We start from the raw sequence: 16,941 nt of genomic DNA, 5'->3' as shown, positions 1-16,941 counted from the left end.
AGGTCGCCATGAACGCCATGAACGCCGAAGGACTCGTCGAGGTCGTCCTGCCGGGCAAGGTCGAGCCGGAGGGCCTGCAGGTACGGCACGGAGACGTTCCCGTGCCCGGTTCCGGGCAGGTCGTGATCCGGATGGAGGCCACCGGGGTGTCGTTCGCCGAGCAGCAGATGCGCCGCGGCCGGTACTACGACCAGCCGGCGTTCCCCTTCGTGCCCGGCTACGACCTGGTCGGCACCGTCCTGGCGGCCGGCGCGGGCGTCGAGCCGGGACTGCTCGGCACCCGGGTCGCCGCGCTGGTGAAGGTCGGCGGCTGGGCCAGCCATGTGATCGTCGACGCGGCGGACGTGGTCGGGGTTCCGGACGGGATCGACGCGGCGGAGGCGGAGACCCTGGTCCTCAACGGCATCACCGCCTGGCAGATGCTGCACCGCAAGGCCCGCGCCCGCGCGGGCCAGACCATCGTGGTGCACGGCGCCAACGGCGGTGTCGGCTCGGTCCTGGTCCAGCTCGCCCGGGCCATGGGCGTGAAGGTGATCGGCACGGCGTCCGCGCGCCACCACGACGCCCTACGGCAACGCGGAGTCCTCCCCGTCGACTACCGCACCGAGGACGTCCCCGCGCGGATCCGCGAGCTCGCCCCCGGTGGCGTGGACGCCGTCTTCGACCACGTCGGCGGCCGCAGCGCCGTCGACTCCTGGCGCCTCCTCGCACCCGGCGGCACGCTCGTCTGCTACGGCAGCGCCTCCACCCGGGACGACGAGGGCTCCAAGCAGCTGCCCGTGCTCAAGCTGCTCGGCCGGGTATGGCTGTGGAACGCGCTGCCCAACCGCCGCCACGCCTACTTCTACAACGTCTGGGCGGGCCGGGCCCTGTCCCGGACCCGGTTCCAGGCCCGGCTGCGCACCGACCTCACCCAGGTCTTCGGGGCCCTCCAGCGCGGTGACATCACCGCCCAGATTGCCGCCCGGCTGCCGCTCACCCACATCGCCGAGGCCCTGCGCCTGGCCGAGTCGGGCACGGTCGCCGGGAAGGTCGTCCTGGAGCCCTAGGGGGTGTTGTGAAAGTCCAGCACACCCCCCTAGTCCCGACCGGGCGCGGTCGTCAGGTGTAGTGGGAGCCGACGGCGGGCTGGCCCGTGTAGTTGGGGCCGGCGATGGGGTCGGCGCCGACGTAGGTGAAGGGGAGGTCGATCGTGCGGCCGCCGTGGAGGGTGAGCAGGTGGCGGCGCGCGTCGTAGGTGAACCCCGCGGCCCGGAGTGCCGCTACGGCCGCCCGTCCCGCCGCCGAACCGTCGGCCCGGCGGATCGAGTCCGGGTCGAAGTGGGCGAGAAGGAGGCCGTCCTCGGCCAGCCAGGAGGCGGCGCGGGCGAGCAGGCCGAGCTGGTCGCCCACGTAGTGCAGGCCGTGGACGCAGGTGATGAGGTCGTAGCGGCGGGTCGGCTCCCAGACCGAGACGGAGGCGACGACCTCCTCCAGGGCCGGCGGGGCCGGTAGGGGGACGAGAGGGCCCACCAGGTCCACGGCGGTGAGGACGGCGTCGGCGGGCAGAGCAGGGGCCGCCTCCCGCAGGGCGCGGCCCTCCCCGCTGCACAGGTCCAGCCAGGAGGGGGCGCCGGGGCGGGCCGACAGCCAGGTCAGGGGGTCGAGGCCCAGTTCGCGGGCGTAGCTGTTGACGCCGGTGAGGCCGCGTTCGCGGTTCATCGTGTTGTTGGCGACCACGGAGGACCGTTCCAGTGCGGTCAGGGAGACCAGCGCGCGCTCGGTCATGCGCTCACGCCCGGCGTGGCGGGGGTGAGCACGGAGACTTCCCGGCCGTGGCCGACGACCAGTCGGCCCTCCGGTGTGGCCAGGACGGTGTGGACGGGGGCGGCGAAGGTGAGGGGCGGGGCGGTCGCCGCGCCGGTCGTCAGGTCGTGGATCGAGAGGGTCTCGGTGCCGTTCGTCGTGATCAGGTGGGTGCGGCCGTCGATCACCGTGGCCGTCATGCCGCGTATCGCTCCGGCGGGTGCGGGCAGCGGCTCGCCGAGCTGTTCGTGCGTGCGCAGGCTCCAGACGCGGACCGTGGCGTCCCGGCCGGCGGAGACCGCGACGGGATGTCCGTCCACCACGGTGGTGATCACCGACGTCACCCAGTCGGTGTGGCCGGTGAGGGGCGCGCCGAGCTGCCGGCCGGTGGTGAGGTCCCACAGCCGTACGGTCTTGTCCCAGCTGCCGGTCACGGCCGTCGCACGGTCGTCCGCGCGGAGGGTGGCGAGGGTGGTGATGCGGCTGGTGTGGCCGGTGAGGGGATCCGTCAGGGGGTCGCCCGTCGCGAGGTCCCACACCCGGGCGGTGCCGTCCGAGCCGCCGGTCACCGCGACGCTCCGTCCGTCGACCCGCGTGGTGGCCAGGGCCAGGATCCGGCCGCTGGGCAGGGCGACGGGTGCGCTGGTCTCCCGGCCGGAGGCCAGGTCCCAGCGGTGCAGTGTGGCGTCCGGGGCCGCGGTCACCACGACGGGGGAGCCGTCGGCGTCCGCCGTCGCCATCAGGGCGGCCTCGGTGGCGACGGGCTCGCCGACCGGTGCCCCGGTGGCCGCGTCCCAGGTGCGTACGGTCCGGTCGGCGCCGGCGGTGACGACGACGGGCCGGCCGTGGAGGACGGTCGCGGCGGCGGCCACGACCGCTTCCTCATGACCGCCGGAGAGGGGGAGGGGCGGGCCGTCGGTCTCTCCGATGTCCCAGACACGCACGGTGTGGTCGGTGCCGGCGGTGACGGCGGCCGGGCGCCCGTCCAGGAGCGCCGTCGCGACGTCCCACACCTGTGCGGTGTGCCCGCGCAGGGGCTCGCCGAGCTGCCGGCCGGTCGTCATGTCCCACACCCGTACGGTCCGGTCCAGGCCTGTGGTCACGGCCGTCCCCCGTTCGCCGTCCTCCGGCACCGCCGCTGCCGCCCTGATCCGGTCCGTGTGCTGTGCGAGCCGCTCACGCAGCGCCGCGTCGGTGGCGGGTGCGGGGTGGACGAGTCGCCGGGTCCAGTCCTGCTGACCGTCGACGTCCCGGGGACGGCGGAGTCGCTGTCCGCGCAGGGCGGAGGTCGTCACCGCCCACCCGCCCCCGTCGGTCCGGCGAGCCTCGCCCCGCTCCCACAGACGCAGCTCCCCGCCCGGCCGCCGCACCAGGCTGACCGGCCGCCCCTCCAGCTCCACGACCTGCGACACGGGCACCACCTCACCCGACTGCCGCCCGCAGCCGGCGGCCAACTCGCCCACCACGGCCACCGCCGTCTCACCGTCGAGAAAGCCGACGACCCCGACAGCACGGAACGCAAACGCAACCAGCCGCCCACCGACCACGACAGCCGCCCCCTGCGTCCAGCCGCCGTCAGAAACCTCCGCCGGCCCGTCCGCCGAGCCCTTCGGCGAACTGTCCGCCGACCCCTCCTTCGAGCCGTCCGCCGAGCCCTCAGCCGAGGTCACCGGCGAGCCGTCCGCCGAATCATCTGCCGAACTGCCCGCCGCCTGGTCCGCCGGTCCGCCCGCCGACCGGTCCGCCGCTCCGCCCGCCGACCTCCCCTCCGCCCCGTCCGCCGCTCCGCCCGCCGACCTCTCCGAGCTGCTCGTCGGCCCCTCCTCGTCGAGCACACTCCCTGCCAGATCCCACGTCCTCACCACCGCGCCCTCGATCTCCGCGCGCACGGCGAGGGGCTCGTCGTCGGGGCCGGTGAGTATTCGGGCCGGGAGTGCCGAGCCGATCTCCTCGCCCGTGGTCGTGCTCCACAGCCGTAGGGTCCGGTCGTCCTCGACCGTCAGCAGTACCGTGCCGAGGCCGTCCGCTTCCGACACCTCCACCGCGCGGACGCATTCACCGGCCGGGAGCCCTGTCGCCGGATCGAGCAGAAGGACCCGCTTCTCGCGGTCGAGCCGCTCCAGCAGGAGGGCGACCGGGCGGCCGTCCATCGTGGCCGTGGCGATGTGCTCCACCTCGGCGGTGGTCGACGTCCAGGTGTCCGCGCGGCAGACCAGGGGTGTGTGGAGCTGTCGGCCGGTGGCCAGGTCCCAGGTGCGTACGGTGTGGTCCCTGCTGCCCGTCACGGCCACCGCACGGCCGTCGACGACGGTCGTGGCGACGGCGGTCACCCAGCCCTCATGACCCGTCAGCGTCCGCAACAGGCGCGGATCCTCCGGTGCCCCGCCCGTCTCCCATGCCGCCACCCACATCGCATCAGCCATGCTCCGAACGCTAACCGGCCGCACTGACAACGCCCCGGCCACGCTCCTGCCCCCTCCGTGGCCGGGATCACAGGGCATTCCGGGGCGGAGCCGGAATGGCGGGGCCGTCGGGGGAGTTTCCTAAGGGAGGGACTTCATGCATGTGCACATACCGACCGGTCCCCACATCAGCACGTCACCACTTCACGAGGAGCTCCCCACGTGAGCGTCACCGAGTCCAGCCCCTCCCGCGCCGCCGAGATCCTCTCCCGGCCGGTCACCATCAACGGTCTGACCGTCCCGAACCGGATCGCGATGGCGCCCATGACCCGTATGTTCTCCCCGGGCGGCGTCCCCGGTGAGGACGTGGTGGGGTACTACGCGCGGCGCGCGGCCGCCGGCGTCGGGCTGATCGTCACCGAGGGGACGTACGTCGGGCACGACTCGGCGGGGCAGAGCGACCGCGTCCCCCGGTTCCACGGCGAGGAGCAGCTGGCCGGGTGGGCGAAGGTCGCCGAGGGCGTGCACGCGGCGGGCGGGACGATCGTGCCGCAGCTGTGGCACATCGGGATGGTGCGCAAGCAGGGTGAGCCGCCGTACGCGGACGCCCCGGCCGTCGGTCCCTCCGGCCTGCGCGTCGACGGCACCGAGGGCACCGGCAAGGCGATGACCCAGCGCGACCTGGACGACGTCATCGGCGCGTTCGCCGAGGCCGCGGCCGCCGCCGAGCGCATCGGCTTCGACGGTGTCGAGATCCACGGCGCCCACGGCTATCTGATCGACCAGTTCCTCTGGGCGGGCACCAACCGCCGCACCGACGCCTACGGCGGCGACTCCGTGGCGCGCACGAAGTTCGCCGCCGAGATCGTCGCGGCCGTCCGTGAGACCGTCTCGCCGGAGTTCCCGATCATCTTCCGGTACTCGCAGTGGAAGCAGGAGGCGTACGACGCCCGGCTCGCCGAGACCCCGGAGGAGCTGGAGGCGATCCTCACCCCGCTCGCCGCCGCCGGCGTCGACGCCTTCCACGCCTCGACCCGCCGCTACTGGCTTCCGGAGTTCGAGGACTCCGACCTCAACCTCGCGGGCTGGACGAAGAAGCTCACCGGCAAGCAGGCCATCACCGTCGGCTCGGTCGGCCTCGACGGCGACTTCATCCGGGGCTTCGCGGGCGAGGGCTCGCCCCTCAAGGGCATCGACGACCTCCTCGACCGTCTGGAGCGCGACGAGTTCGACCTGGTGGCCGTGGGACGTGCCCTGCTGCAGGACCCGGAGTGGGCGGTGAAGGTCCTCGCGGGCCGTACCGACGAGCTGAAGCCGTACGACGCCGCCGCGCTGCGGACCCTCAGCTGACCGCCAACGCGCGTGTATGGTCCGGGAGATGAGGATTCTTCATCTCTCGGACACCCATGTCCGGCGGACCCCCGGCCCCGACCGGCGGGGTGTCGACCCGACCGAATCCCTGCGGCTGATGCTCACCGAGCTCCGGCACCTGCGTGGCGTGGACGCGATCGTCGTCACCGGCGATCTCGCCGACGACGGTGCGGTGGAGGCTTACACGATCGTGCGCGAGTTGATCGGCGACTTCGCGCGCTCGCTCGACGCGCCCGTCTTCTGCACCACCGGCAACCACGACGAACGGTCCGCCTTCACGAAGGTGCTGGGCAGCGGGCATCCCGCCGCGGGCCTCACGTTCCCCGGCCACGAGCGGGCCGCCGTCAGCGTCGTGGGCGGGTGGCGGTTCGTCACGCTCGACTCGCTGGTGCCGGGGGAGGTGTACGGCCGCCTGGGCGCGGCCCAACTGGAGTGGCTGGCCGGTGTGCTGAGCACCCCGGCCGAGCACGGGACCGTGCTCGCCTTCCATCACCCGCCGATCAGCCTCGACCTCTCCGTCACCCAGCCGGTCTTCGGGCTGCGCGACCCCGCCGAGCTGGCGGAGGCGATCCGGGGGAGTGACGTACGGGTCCTGCTGACCGGGCACTACCACCTCCAGCTCTGCGGGTTCCTGGCGTCCGTGCCGGTGTGGGTGACGCCCGGGGTCGTCAACCGCGTCGACCTGACCACCGCCCCCGGGACCGAGCGGGCGGTGCGAGGCGCTTCCGCGTCGCTGGTGGAGCTGGGCGGGGCGGGCGGGCCGCTGTTCCACACCTTCCACGCGCGGGATCCGCGGGCCCACGAGACCGTCTACGAGCTGGACGAGGAGCGGACGCGGGAGCTCATCGCGCGGCACGGCTGAGTCGCCCGTTCTTGTCTCCGCAGGTCAGGGCATGCGCATCCCATTTCTCTTGCTTAACTCAATCAATCTATATACGCTTGCTTGAGTCAAGCAGTTCACTCTTGCGCATTCGACGGAGGCTCTGTCATGTCCGACGCCCTTGCCCGACCCGCCGCGGCGGGGACATCCGCCCTGCCGCGGTCGAACGCCGTGGTGGCGGTACTGGCCCTGGCCGGGATCGTCGTCTCGCTGATGCAGACCCTGGTCATCCCGATCGTCCCCGAGCTGCCGAAGCTGCTGGACGCGCCCGCGTCCGACACCGCCTGGGCGGTCACCGCCACCCTGCTCGCGGCCGCCGTGGCCACCCCGGTCGTCGGCCGGCTCGGTGACATGGTCGGCAAGCGGCGGATGCTGGTGGCGAGCATCCTGATGCTGATCTCCGGCTCGCTGGTCTGCGCCCTCGCCGACTCGCTCGTCCCGATGATCGTCGGCCGCGCCCTCCAGGGCCTCTCGGCGGCCGTGGTGCCACTGGGCATCAGCATCCTGCGGGACACCGTGCCCGCCGAGAAGCTCGCCGGCTCGACGGCCGTGATGAGCGCCTCCCTCGGTGTCGGCGGTGCCCTCGGTCTGCCCGCCGCCGCGTTCATCGCGGACAACTGGGACTGGCACGTCCTGTTCTGGACCTCCGCCGCTCTCGGCGTCGTCGCCCTCCTCCTCGTCCTGCTGGTCGTCCCGGAGTCGCACAACCGCACCGGCGGCCGCTTCGACCTCGTCGGCTCGCTCGGCCTGTCGGCCGGTCTGGTCGCGCTGCTGCTCGCCGTGTCCAAGGGCGCCGACTGGGGCTGGACCTCCGCCACGACGCTGGGCCTGGGCGCCGCCGCCGTCGTGATCCTGGTGGCCTGGGGCCGGTGGGAGCTGAAGGCCGAGCAGCCGCTGGTCGACCTGCGCACCACCGCCAGGACCCAGGTCCTGTTCACCAACCTCGCCTCGGTCGCCCTCGGCTTCTCGATGTTCGCGATGTCCCTGGTCCTGCCCCAGCTGCTGCAACTGCCCGAGCAGACCGGCTACGGCCTGGGCAAGTCGATGCTGACCGTCGGTCTGGTGCTGGCCCCGCAGGGCCTGGTGATGATGGTGATGTCCGCCGTGTCCGCCCAGATCACCAAGGCCAAGGGCCCCAAGGTCACCCTGATGATCGGCGCGCTCATCGTCGCCGCCGGCTACGCCCTGAACATCGTCCTGATGAGCGAGGTCTGGCACCTCGTCCTCGTGTCCTGCGTCATCGGCGCCGGCGTCGGCTTCACCTACGGTGCCATGCCCGCCCTCATCATGGGCGCGGTGGAACCCTCCCAGACGGGTGCCGCGAACAGCCTCAACACCCTGATGCGGTCCCTGGGCACGTCCTTCGCCAGCGCCATCGCCGGCGTCATCCTCGCCCAGATGACCACCGACTTCGGCGGCTACGCCCTGCCCTCGGAGAACGGCTTCAAGGTCGTCATGGCGATCGGCGCCGGGGCCGCCCTCTGCGCCTTCTTCCTGGCGAGCTTCATCCCGAAGCGGAAGGAGGCGGACCCGGTCGCGGCCGTCGAGGAGGTGGGGCAGGGTGCGCCGGTGAAGGCGTGAGTGACGTCCGACAACGATCAGCCAACAAGGCGCTGCTTGACTTCCCTCCCCACAGGAAGGATGGAACCAGTGACCTACAAGCGACTTCTCCGGCGAGTGGCGTTACCGGTGGCGACGGTGGCCGCCGTGGCGGGCAGCACCCTGGCCGTGGCACCCACGGCCAGCGCCTCTTCGGGCGACTGTCCGGCGGCCATGGTGTGCATTTTCCAGAACGTCAATTTCACCGGCATCTGGATCGGCCAGACCGATCCGTACCGCCCCAACGTCGGTGACCTCATGAACGACCGGACCAGTTCGATCGTCAACTGGACGAACCGCGACATCTGCTTCTACCAGAACGCGGACTACGGCGGCGAGATGCTCACCTGGGTCCCCGCGGGGAAGGCGACCGACTGGGTCGGGGACGCCAACAACGACCGCATCAGCTCGTTCAAGCCCTGCTGGTAGCCACGGCCCCGCGGGCGGTCACAGATTGCCCAGCGGTTCGATGTCGACCTTCACCGGGGTGCCCCAGATCCGCAGCACCTCGTAGTCGGTGAACTCGTGCACCAGCCGGTAGGCCATGGCCGGCCGGGACCCGCGGCGCAGGGCGGCGAGATACAGCTCGGCCTCGCGGCGGTCCCGCCTCGGGGTGCCGCACAGCTGCCACTCCTGGCCGTTCCACAGCTCCGGCAGCCAGCGCTGCTGGGGCTGTGGCCGGTCGCCGCGGGTGCCGTAGCGGGAGGGGGCGGAGGAGGGCGCGGTCTGCGGGGCCGGACCGTTGAACTCGGCGCGGCGTGCCGCCCGGCGCCGGGTCTCGCACAGCAGGCACAGGTCCGGGGCGGCCTCGTCGACGGGCCCGTGCGGATGCTCGGCGCACCGGGTGGTGGGTGATGCGCTGGTCACGCTCTCGTCCAGCAGCTCCAGCGCCCGCCGCAGATCGGCCTTGACCTCGTGCAGCCGGGCGTCGGGCGTGTCGGCGGTCAGGGCCTCACCGTGCTCCCCGAGCAGCCGGAGGGCACGACCGAGAGCGGTGAGCTGGGCGTGGTTCATGGCACCAAGGGTAGGGGCGGGTGCCGGGGGCGGCGGCTCTCGGCCAAGTTGCGGCCACAGCCTATGATTGTTGACAATTTTGATGACGATTCGGGGTGGGCGGTGATAGCAAGGGGCGTCGGTAAGAGCCGCCTACAGAAGAGACGGAAGTGAAGCGAGTGAAGCGCAGAACTGTGGTCATGGGTCTGACCGGCGCTGCAGCGGCGCCCGCTGTCGGGTTCGCCACCGGTGCCCGGGCCGCGAGCGGGACCGTGCGGAAGGCGGCCGCCGACTCCGCCCTGGTCTTCGACCCGTCCGCGTACACCGAGCAGACCATCGCCATCACCGACACGACCGGCACCGCCCACAGCGTGACCTACCGCTTCTTCAAGGTCGCCAGCTATGTGGCCAACCCGGTGAACGCCGCCTACCAGTCCCTCAACGTCAGCGTCCCGGTCGCCGTCGACGGCGCCGCCGTGGACGCCTCCGACGCGCCCATCCTGCTCGCCAACGCCGTCGGCGGTTACATGCCGTCGTCCGTGGCGAACGCCACCGGGATCAGCGCGTCCGGCATGGGCGGCGGCACCAGCCGGCAGGCCCTCGCGCTCGCCGCCGGGTACGTCGTCGTCGAGCCCGGCGCGCGGGGACGGACCCTCGTCGACGCGAACGGCACCTACTACGGCACCGCGCCCGCCGCGATCGTCGACCTCAAGGCGGCCGTGCGGTACCTGAAGTTCAACAGGGGCCGGGTGCCCGGGAACGTGGACCGGATCGTCTCCTCCGGCGTCAGCGCCGGCGGCGCCCTCTCCGCCCTCCTCGGCGCGTCCGGCGACAGCCCGCTCTACCGCCCCTACCTGGAGGAGATCGGCGCGGCCGACGCGAGCGACGCCATCTTCGCCAGCGGCGACTGGTGCCCGATCACCGACCTGGAGCACGCCGACGCCGCCTACGAGTGGAACTGGGGCGCCAACCCCCTCGCCTCGGGCGCGAGCGTCGACGCGACGATCTCCGCCGACCTCAAGGCCCAGTACACGGACTACCTCGCGTCCCTCGGACTGCGCGCCCGGGGCTACGGCGCCCTCAGCGCCCGCAACCTGGACACGTACATCCTGGAGACCTTCATCCAGCCGTCCGCCACCAAGTACCTGGCGGCCCTGTCGGACACGGCCCGCGCCGCCTACCTCGCCGCGAACCCCTTCATCACCTGGTCCGCCGGCAAGGCCGGCTTCACCTGGGCCGACTTCCTCACCCACGTCGGCGCGCGCAAGAAGAACGCCCCCTCGTTCGACGCGTTCGACCTGTCCACGCCCGAGTGCAACCTCTACGGCACCGGCACCACCAGGGCCCGCCACTTCACCCTCTACAGCCTCCGCCACACGGCCGGGGACAGCGCCCGCCCGGACGCCGACATCCCCGCCAAGCTGCACCTGATGAACCCGATGTACCACCTGGTCGACAGGGTCAACCCGCACCGCGCCAGGCACTGGTGGATCCGCGTGGGCACCAAGGACACCGACACCTCCCTGTCCGTGGTCGCCAACCTCGCCACCCGCCTGAGCAGCCTCGGGGACGACGTCGACACGTCGTACTACTGGGACGCCGGCCACGGTGCCGACCTGGACCCGGGCGACTTCGTCACGTGGATCGGGAAGGTGTCGGGGTACCGGAGGAACCGGCGGAAGTAGCGGCGGCGGCCACGCGGTCGGTGACGCCGAAGAGGTACGTCGCCGCGAAGCCGACCGCGTAGCCCGTCAGCAGGCCCCCGCCGTAGATCGCAGCCTCGGTGCCGAGCCCCCTGTTGCCCGCCAGCAGGGGGAAGAGCGCCCAGCCCGACGGGCCGATCGCCGTCGCGCCCACCTGGTCGCCCAGCATCGCGAAGAAGCCGACGAACGCCCCGCCCGCCGCGCCGCCCACGCAGGCGGTGAGGAAGGGGCGGCCCAGCGGGAGGGAGACGCCGTAGACGAGGGGTTCGCCGACGCCGAGAAGACCCGCGGGGAGCGCCGATCTGATCGTCGTACGCAGGGCGGTGTGGTGGCGCAGACGGACGTAGACGGCCGCCGCCGCGCCCACCTGACCCGCGCCCGCCATCGCCAGGACCGGGAGCAGGACCGTGTAGCCCTGCTGTTCGATGAGGGTGGTGTGGATCGGGATGAGGGCCTGGTGGAGGCCGAGCATCACCAGCGGGAGGAAGAGGCCGCCCAGCAGCAGTCCCGCGACGGCACCCGTCGACGCCAGCAGCCAGTTCGCCGCCGTACCGATCGCCGAGGACACCGCGCCGGCCGCGTACATGATCCCGTACAGCGTGCCCAGGCCCGCGACGAGGACCGTGACGGTCGGGGTGAGCAGGACGTCCAGGGCGTCCGGCACCCTGCCCCGGCACCACCGTTCGACCCTGGTCGCCAGCAGCGCCGCCGCCAGCGCGCCCAGCACCCCGCCCTGGCCGGGGGAGAGGGACACCCCGAAGGCGGTCACCTTCGCGACCCCCGGATACACGACGATCGCCGCGACCGCGCCGCCCAGGATCGGGGTGCCGCCGAACTCCTTCGCCGTGTTGTACCCGACGAAGACGGCGATCAGCGACATGAAGGCGGCGGCGAGGGAGGCGAGGGCGGGGGTGAGGCCGGGCAGCAGCCCGGCGTTCACGAGCAGCCCGTTCAGACCGGCGAGGACTCCGCAGCCGATCAGGGCGGGGACGAGGGGGACGAAGACGGCGGCGATCCGGCGAAGGGCCCCGCGCAGGGAGGACCCCGCGCGCGCCTCCGGGGGAGTCCCCGTCGCCGGGGCCGTCGTCGGCACCAGCTTCTCGAACTCGGCCGTCACCCGCGTCACGACCCCCGGACCGAGCACCACCTGGTACGTCCCGTCGGCGGCCACCACCCCCAGCACACCGGGCAGCGCCCGCAGCGCCGGTTCGTCGGTCAGGGACGGATCGGCCAGGCCCAGCCGCAGCCGGGTCATGCAGTGGGCGACGGAGGTGACGTTGGCGGGGCCGCCGACCAGGGGGAGGATCGCGGCCGCGAGATCGTGGGAGGTCTGCACCCGTCGAGCGTGCGGCTCAGCTCCCCGCCGCGGCCAGCGCGGCACGCAGATGACCGCCGGACTCCTCCAGAAGGCGGGCGGCCGTCGGCCCGTCCACCCCGGCCAGCAGCACCAGGATCGCGTCCTTCACCTCGCCGTCGGTGGCCGCGAGAGCCGCCTCGATCTCCCGGTCCGCGGCCCCGGTCGCCAGCGCCACGATCCGCCGCGAACGGGCACGCAGCTTCTCGTTCGAGGCACGGACGTCGACCATCAGGTTCCCGTACGTCTTGCCCAGCCGGATCATCGTGATCGTCGACACCATGTTGAGCACCAGCTTCTGCGCCGTGCCCGCCTTCAGCCGCGTCGACCCGGTGAGCAGCTCCGGCCCGACCACGACCTCGATCCCGTGCTCGGCGGCCGCCGCCAGCGCACTCCCCGCGTTGCAGGCGAGCCCCACGGTCAGCGCACCCCGGGCACGGGCGTACTCCACCGCGCCGATCGCGTACGGGGTACGGCCGGAGGCGGAGACGCCGACGACCGTGTCCACCGGGGTGAGACCGAGGGCCTCCAGGTCGGCGACGGCCAGGTCCCGGGAGTCCTCGGCGCCCTCGACGGACGTGACCATCGCCTCCGGCCCGCCGGCGAGCACCCCGACGACCTGCCCGGGGGCGGTGTTGAAGGTCGGCGGACACTCGGACGCGTCGAGCACACCGAGCCGCCCTGCCGTCCCGGCACCGGCATAGACCAACCGCCCGCCGCGCGCCATCCGCTCCGCGACGGCGTCGATGGCGGCGGCGATCCGCGGCAACTGCGCGGCGACGGCCGCCGCGACCCCGGCGTCCTCACCGTTCATCAGCCGGGCGAGGTCGAGCGTGGGAAGACAGTCGATCTTGGCGAGCTCGGGCCGGAAGGCTTCGGTGGTGAGGGAGTTCAGCTGGGCGCGCAGATCGTCGGAAGGGAAGGCGGAGGTCATGGACAGACAGCTCTTTTCGACTTCGGTGCGATGTCCTACCTAAGGGGCGCGGGGAACTGCGCGACCAGCCACGGCGGCGCCGCACATACCCACACACAGTGACCCCTACGGTCTACCGGTGCCTGTGCGCCAACGCCTCGTACGACGCGGCCAACGCCGGCCCCGCCACCTCATACGTCCGCTGAGCCACCCCCACGAACAGACAGTCCACCACCAGCAACTGCCCCGTCCGGGACGACATCGCCGCAGGCCGCAACTCGCTCTCCCGCGAGGTGGACGTGGTCAACACATGATCGGCGTACTGGGTCACCGCACTCTCGGGCCGCCCGGTGATGGCGACCGTGGTCGCCCCCCGCTCGAACGCCACCCGCAACGGCTCGATGACATCCCCCGTCGACCCGGAGTGCGTGACGGCGACGGCGACATCGCCGGAGGCGAGCTGCACGGCGTTCGTCACCGCGAGATGCGTGTCGCTGTGGGCCTGCGCCAGCAGCCCGATCCGCAGCAGCTTCTGGGTGAGGTCCTGGGCGACCAGCCCGCTCGCGCCGACGCCGTACACGTCGATGCGCCGCGCGGCGGCCGCCGCGGCGACCGCCGCCTCCAGCTGGGTGGTGTCGAGACCGGCGGCGGTGTCGGCGAGGGTCTGCTGCTCGTCGTAGGCGAGTTTGGCGACGACGTCCGCCAGGGAGTCGTCGACGGCGATGTCGGTGGTGAGGGCGGGCGCGCGGCCCGACTGCTGCTGGGCGGCGAGCCCGGCGAGGGCGAGGCGCAGATCGCGGTAGCCCGGGTAGCCGAGGACGCGGGCGGTGCGGACGACGGTCGCCTCGCTGGTGCCGGTCCGTTCGGCGAGGCCGGTGACGGTGAGGGCGGCGCAGCCCGCGGGGTCGCTCGCGACCGCCTCGGCGACGCGCTGCATGGAGCGGGTCAGGGAGGGGGCGAGCGTACGGACTTTGCTGGCCAGCGCGGCAGGTGCCGGACGGAAGGCTTCCGGATTGAAGGTTTCCTTCGCTTCCTGGGTCACTCTTGAAAGATATTTTCGGTTCGGGGTCGGGTCAAGCGTGCGCACAATAGGGACATGGACTCCTCCGATCCGCCCTCCGGCGCCCGCATCAGCTCCCTGGAACAGGCGTTGCACGCCGCGCGCGCCCTCGTGCTCTCCGATCTGGCCGCGGGCGAGGTGGCCGCGGCGGACGTGGTGTCGATGGTCGAGGACTCCGTCGTGCAGCGCCGCTGGTGGGTGGAGCAGTGGCCGGACGGCGTGGCGTACCTGGCCGGGCTGGTCGCGCAGGACGTGCAGGACGCGCTCCTCGAACGCTACGGCCGCTGGCCGCTGTGCCCGGTCTGCGGCTCCGGCGATCCGCACGCGCTCGACGTGGAGCCCGAGCTGGGTCCCGATCCGCACTGGGTGTGCCACAAGGCGGGCGTGAAGGTCGCGGCGGTGGGGACGCTGGGGTCGGCGACGGGTGGGGCGCCGCCCTCGTGAGGCACTCGTGACGATCTACATCGACCCCCCGAACTGGCCCGGCCACGGCCGGATGTGGTCCCACCTCGTCAGCGACGTCTCGTACGACGAACTGCACAAGTTCGCCGAGGAACTGGGCGTGCCCCGGCGTGCCTTCGAGCGCGACCACTACGACATCCCGTCGCACCGGTACGCCGAGGTGGTGGCCGCCGGCGCGGTCGAGGTCGGCAGCCGTGAGGTGGTGCGGCTGCTGCACGCGGCGGGGCTGCGCCGGCGCAAGGGCGGGTCCGGGGCCGGGAACGGGGACGCCGGCGCGGTCAGCCGGTGAAGACCGGCTCCATGGTGTGCCACCAGGTGGTGAGGCTCAGCTGGTCCGGGCCGGTGATCTGGACCAGGGCGGGGCGGTCGTAGTAGCTGCAGAGGAAGACGTACTGGCCGGTGCTCGACAGGAAGCAGACCACGTCGCCGGCCGCCTGGCCGGTGTTGTTCTCGGCCCAGCTGCCCCGCACGTTGATCTGGGACTCGCAGTCGCCCTCCGGCAGGCTGCCCGCGTAGGTCTGGAAGACGGCGTCCCGGTCGGTCTTCGTCTCGTACATCGCGACGCTGGCCTTGCCGGTGCCGGTGACGCCGTACTGGTCGACCGTGGTCACCGTGCAGTACAGGGCGGCCGTGGCGCCCTGCCACACGGTGTGGGAGCAGCTCTCGCGGGACCACTGGTCGGTGTTGAGCGAGTCGCGCAGCTCGTGTTCGGCGACGGTGAGGCCGTCGTTGCCGGATCGCGGGGTGGGGCTGGAGTCGTCCGGGCCGGGGGAGGGCGGGTCGCTGCTCGGGCTCTCGCCGGACGGTGAGCGGACGGGCTCGACGGGCGTGCCGCTGCTGGTCGTGGGCGGGTCCGGGCTGTCCCCCTTGGACTGCTGGGCCTGGAGATAGAGGCTCACCAGGGCGATCACCGTACTGATCACCACGCCGATGATCGTCCAGCGCACACCCCGACCGGCATGAGGGTCCGGCAGCGGCGGTCCGGGGGGCTGCGGTGGCGTGGACGGGCCGTGCTGACTCATGACGCTCCCCCGCTTCCCCCGGCGTACGCGGCCCGTGCGCGGCGCGGCCGTGCCGGAATTATCCGAAGCGCGTGGGGTGCGAGGGGAGCCGAAGGCCGGAAGATCGCCCCGGGCTACGCCAGGTCCAGGTCAGCCGCGCAGCTCATACGCGTACTCGCCCTCGCCCTCCCAGACCCGGACGAACCCGGCCCGTTCGAGTACGGCCCGGGAGGGGGCGTTGCCGTGTTCGACGATGGCGAACAGGCGTCGTACGTCGTCCCGGGCCAGCGCCCAGCCGGCCAGTGCCCGCAGCGCCTCGGTGGCGTAGCCGTGGCCGCGGGCGGGCGGGACGAGGTCGTAGCCGATCTCCGTGCGGCCGTCCTCGTCGGGGGCGGCGTGGAAGCCCATGCTGCCGATCGCGCGGCCGTCCTCCTGCCGTACGAGGACGTAGAGCCCGAACTCGGGCCGCAGCAAGCCCGCTTGGTGCGCCCGGAACATCATTCCTGCGGCGTTCCGGGTGCCGTCGAACGGTGTGCCCCCGAGCCAGTCGAACCCGCCGTCGCCGCCCGACCACAGGTCGGCGAGGGTGGTGAGGGAGGCGCCCTCGAGGGTGAGGCGGGGGCCGGGTATGCGGGTCACGAGGTCAGGAGCTCCAGTTCGGACCGCAGGTTGTAGCGCGCGGTCGGCTCCCACTCGGCGGCGCCGTACGGCGTCCTGAACAGCCTGGGCAGGTCGAGGAGTTGGCGCAGGATCGCGGCGCGGCCGGTGCGGAAGGCGTCGTCGGGGACGAAGTGGTACTCCTGACGGACGGCGGCGGTGTAGGCGGCGTACGCGGAGGGCGGCGCGGCGAGGATCGCGAGGTCCGCGTCGCACAGGACCTGGCCGTCGGGGTCGTCCTCGGCGGGGTCGTGGGTGACGGTGAGCCGGACCAGCCGGGCCACCTCGGCGGTCCTCGCGTCCGGCACCCCCGCCTCGGGCAGGGCACGCTCGGCCAGCCGGGCGGAGCGCTCCTCGTTCTCGGAGCGGTCGGGGAGGTAGACGGCGTCGTGGAACCAGGTGGCGAGGCGTACGGCGGCCGGGTCGTCCGCGTACTCCTCCAGCGCGTCGACGCGGTCGAGGACCGCGGTGAGGTGGGTGAGGGTGTGGTAGCGGCGCTGGGGTTCCTGCCAGCGGGCGAGGAGGTCGTCGGCGTAGGGCGCGGGGTCGGGGCCGCCGGCGCCGGGGGCCCGGGCTGCTTCCAGGGCGTGGACGAAGCGGGTGCGCAGGGCGTCGAGGTCGGCCATGGGCCCATTCTCGCGCGCGGGGCGCGGGCGCGGGCGCGGGACGCGGGTGAGGGACGGGGGCGAGGGTTCGGGGCGAGCGTATGGTGGAATTGGACTAGACAACTGGACTAGACCTCTAAGCCTCCGGACCTCCAG

At 72.8% G+C, this 16,941-nt stretch carries 17 protein-coding genes; 8 read left to right on the top strand and 9 right to left on the bottom strand.

What is annotated here, in order from left to right; translation table 11 throughout:
• The first annotated feature begins 17 nt into the window (after nucleotides 1-17).
• Nucleotides 18-1,049, top strand: coding sequence for a medium chain dehydrogenase/reductase family protein (locus ACIRF9_RS17085; RefSeq protein ID WP_403822450.1), 1,032 nt, complete (start codon nucleotides 18-20; stop codon nucleotides 1,047-1,049).
• Between the two features lie 52 nt (nucleotides 1,050-1,101).
• Here the strand turns inward: ACIRF9_RS17085 and ACIRF9_RS17080 are convergent, their stop codons facing one another.
• Together ACIRF9_RS17080 and ACIRF9_RS17075 are read right to left on the bottom strand one after the other, a co-directional pair.
• Nucleotides 1,102-1,767: a methyltransferase domain-containing protein gene (locus ACIRF9_RS17080; protein ID WP_403822020.1), complete on the bottom strand. Its 666-nt coding sequence runs from the start codon at nucleotides 1,765-1,767 to the stop codon at nucleotides 1,102-1,104.
• Entirely contained in the window at nucleotides 1,764-4,208 is a 2,445-nt protein-coding gene (locus ACIRF9_RS17075) for a WD40 repeat domain-containing protein (RefSeq protein ID WP_403822017.1), read from the bottom strand. Before ACIRF9_RS17075 ends, ACIRF9_RS17080 begins: the two co-directional genes overlap by 4 nt.
• 201 nt (nucleotides 4,209-4,409) lie before the next feature.
• On the opposite strand from ACIRF9_RS17075, the gene ACIRF9_RS17070 reads away from it, so the two are divergent.
• From ACIRF9_RS17070 to ACIRF9_RS17055, 4 genes are all read left to right on the top strand, one after another.
• Nucleotides 4,410-5,537: an NADH:flavin oxidoreductase gene (locus ACIRF9_RS17070; RefSeq protein WP_403822014.1), complete on the top strand. Its 1,128-nt coding sequence runs from the start codon at nucleotides 4,410-4,412 to the stop codon at nucleotides 5,535-5,537.
• A 28-nt stretch (nucleotides 5,538-5,565) separates the two neighbouring features.
• Nucleotides 5,566-6,420 carry a metallophosphoesterase family protein gene (locus tag ACIRF9_RS17065; protein ID WP_403822011.1) on the top strand — a complete coding sequence of 285 codons (855 nt, stop codon included), beginning with the start codon at nucleotides 5,566-5,568 and terminating at the stop codon, nucleotides 6,418-6,420.
• A 126-nt stretch (nucleotides 6,421-6,546) separates the two neighbouring features.
• Nucleotides 6,547-8,019 (top strand): MFS transporter, encoded by a 1,473-nt coding sequence (locus ACIRF9_RS17060; RefSeq protein ID WP_403822008.1) that lies wholly within the window; start codon nucleotides 6,547-6,549, stop codon nucleotides 8,017-8,019.
• A 126-nt stretch (nucleotides 8,020-8,145) separates the two neighbouring features.
• Nucleotides 8,146-8,466, top strand: a complete 321-nt coding sequence (locus tag ACIRF9_RS17055; RefSeq protein WP_403822005.1) for a peptidase inhibitor family I36 protein — start codon at nucleotides 8,146-8,148, stop codon at nucleotides 8,464-8,466.
• 18 nt (nucleotides 8,467-8,484) lie between these two features.
• Here the strand turns inward: ACIRF9_RS17055 and ACIRF9_RS17050 are convergent, their stop codons facing one another.
• Nucleotides 8,485-9,051 (bottom strand): hypothetical protein, encoded by a 567-nt coding sequence (locus ACIRF9_RS17050; RefSeq protein ID WP_403822002.1) that lies wholly within the window; start codon nucleotides 9,049-9,051, stop codon nucleotides 8,485-8,487.
• 179 nt (nucleotides 9,052-9,230) lie between these two features.
• Between ACIRF9_RS17050 and ACIRF9_RS17045 the strand changes: the two genes are divergently transcribed.
• Nucleotides 9,231-10,715, top strand: coding sequence for a subtype B tannase (locus tag ACIRF9_RS17045; protein WP_403822447.1), 1,485 nt, complete (start codon nucleotides 9,231-9,233; stop codon nucleotides 10,713-10,715).
• Here ACIRF9_RS17045 and ACIRF9_RS17040 read toward each other — a convergent pair.
• The 3 genes from ACIRF9_RS17040 to ACIRF9_RS17030 form a co-directional block, all read right to left on the bottom strand.
• A complete protein-coding gene (locus tag ACIRF9_RS17040; RefSeq protein WP_403821999.1) occupies nucleotides 10,666-12,069 on the bottom strand; it encodes a PTS transporter subunit EIIC in 1,404 nt (467 codons plus the stop codon). The genes ACIRF9_RS17045 and ACIRF9_RS17040 overlap by 50 nt on opposite strands.
• 16 nt (nucleotides 12,070-12,085) lie before the next feature.
• Complete coding sequence (gene murQ, locus ACIRF9_RS17035; RefSeq protein WP_403821996.1) at nucleotides 12,086-13,021, bottom strand: N-acetylmuramic acid 6-phosphate etherase; 936 nt, start codon at nucleotides 13,019-13,021, stop codon at nucleotides 12,086-12,088.
• A gap of 112 nt (nucleotides 13,022-13,133) precedes the next feature.
• A complete protein-coding gene (locus ACIRF9_RS17030; protein WP_403821993.1) occupies nucleotides 13,134-14,042 on the bottom strand; it encodes a MurR/RpiR family transcriptional regulator in 909 nt (302 codons plus the stop codon).
• 54 nt (nucleotides 14,043-14,096) lie between these two features.
• Here ACIRF9_RS17030 and ACIRF9_RS17025 point away from each other — a divergent pair, with 54 nt between their 5' ends.
• Nucleotides 14,097-14,504, top strand: coding sequence for a hypothetical protein (locus ACIRF9_RS17025; RefSeq protein ID WP_403821990.1), 408 nt, complete (start codon nucleotides 14,097-14,099; stop codon nucleotides 14,502-14,504).
• 7 nt (nucleotides 14,505-14,511) lie between these two features.
• Nucleotides 14,512-14,811, top strand: coding sequence for a DUF4031 domain-containing protein (locus ACIRF9_RS17020; RefSeq protein ID WP_403821986.1), 300 nt, complete (start codon nucleotides 14,512-14,514; stop codon nucleotides 14,809-14,811).
• Here ACIRF9_RS17020 and ACIRF9_RS17015 read toward each other — a convergent pair.
• The 3 genes from ACIRF9_RS17015 to ACIRF9_RS17005 all read right to left on the bottom strand — a co-directional run bounded on the left by ACIRF9_RS17015 (nucleotide 14,801) and on the right by ACIRF9_RS17005 (nucleotide 16,806).
• On the bottom strand, nucleotides 14,801-15,448 hold the full coding sequence (locus tag ACIRF9_RS17015) for a hypothetical protein (RefSeq protein ID WP_403821983.1): 648 nt from the start codon (nucleotides 15,446-15,448) through the stop codon (nucleotides 14,801-14,803). The two genes, ACIRF9_RS17020 and ACIRF9_RS17015, sit on opposite strands and share 11 nt — an antisense overlap.
• 225 nt (nucleotides 15,449-15,673) lie before the next feature.
• Nucleotides 15,674-16,162 carry a GNAT family N-acetyltransferase gene (locus ACIRF9_RS17010; protein ID WP_403821980.1) on the bottom strand — a complete coding sequence of 163 codons (489 nt, stop codon included), beginning with the start codon at nucleotides 16,160-16,162 and terminating at the stop codon, nucleotides 15,674-15,676.
• The gene (locus ACIRF9_RS17005) at nucleotides 16,159-16,806 is read right to left on the bottom strand and encodes a hypothetical protein (protein WP_403821977.1); all 648 of its coding nucleotides are present in this window, start codon (nucleotides 16,804-16,806) and stop codon (nucleotides 16,159-16,161) included. Before ACIRF9_RS17005 ends, ACIRF9_RS17010 begins: the two co-directional genes overlap by 4 nt.
• Between the last annotated feature and the right edge of the window lie 135 nt (nucleotides 16,807-16,941).

Origin of the sequence: Streptomyces sp. NPDC096132, from assembly GCF_044763345.1 — a bacterium.
Lineage (GTDB): Bacteria > Actinomycetota > Actinomycetes > Streptomycetales > Streptomycetaceae > Streptomyces.
The sequence above is the reverse complement of the archived record's forward strand: the minus strand, read 5'-3'. Positions and strand labels throughout refer to the sequence as shown.

Excerpts from the sequence above, each read along its gene's own strand:
- ACIRF9_RS17045 (WP_403822447.1), top strand. The coding sequence starts at position 9,231 with ATGGGTCTGACCGGCGCTGCAGCGGCGCCCGCTGTCGGGTTCGCCACC.
- ACIRF9_RS17060 (WP_403822008.1), top strand. The coding sequence starts at position 6,547 with ATGTCCGACGCCCTTGCCCGACCCGCCGCGGCGGGGACATCCGCCCTG.
- ACIRF9_RS17065 (WP_403822011.1), top strand. The coding sequence starts at position 5,566 with ATGAGGATTCTTCATCTCTCGGACACCCATGTCCGGCGGACCCCCGGC.
- ACIRF9_RS17085 (WP_403822450.1), top strand. The coding sequence starts at position 18 with ATGAACGCCGAAGGACTCGTCGAGGTCGTCCTGCCGGGCAAGGTCGAG.
- ACIRF9_RS17005 (WP_403821977.1), bottom strand. The coding sequence starts at position 16,806 with ATGGCCGACCTCGACGCCCTGCGCACCCGCTTCGTCCACGCCCTGGAA.
- murQ (WP_403821996.1), bottom strand. The coding sequence starts at position 13,021 with ATGACCTCCGCCTTCCCTTCCGACGATCTGCGCGCCCAGCTGAACTCC.
- ACIRF9_RS17075 (WP_403822017.1), bottom strand. The coding sequence starts at position 4,208 with ATGGCTGATGCGATGTGGGTGGCGGCATGGGAGACGGGCGGGGCACCG.
- ACIRF9_RS17050 (WP_403822002.1), bottom strand. The coding sequence starts at position 9,051 with ATGAACCACGCCCAGCTCACCGCTCTCGGTCGTGCCCTCCGGCTGCTC.
- ACIRF9_RS17025 (WP_403821990.1), top strand. The coding sequence starts at position 14,097 with ATGGACTCCTCCGATCCGCCCTCCGGCGCCCGCATCAGCTCCCTGGAA.
- ACIRF9_RS17080 (WP_403822020.1), bottom strand. The coding sequence starts at position 1,767 with ATGACCGAGCGCGCGCTGGTCTCCCTGACCGCACTGGAACGGTCCTCC.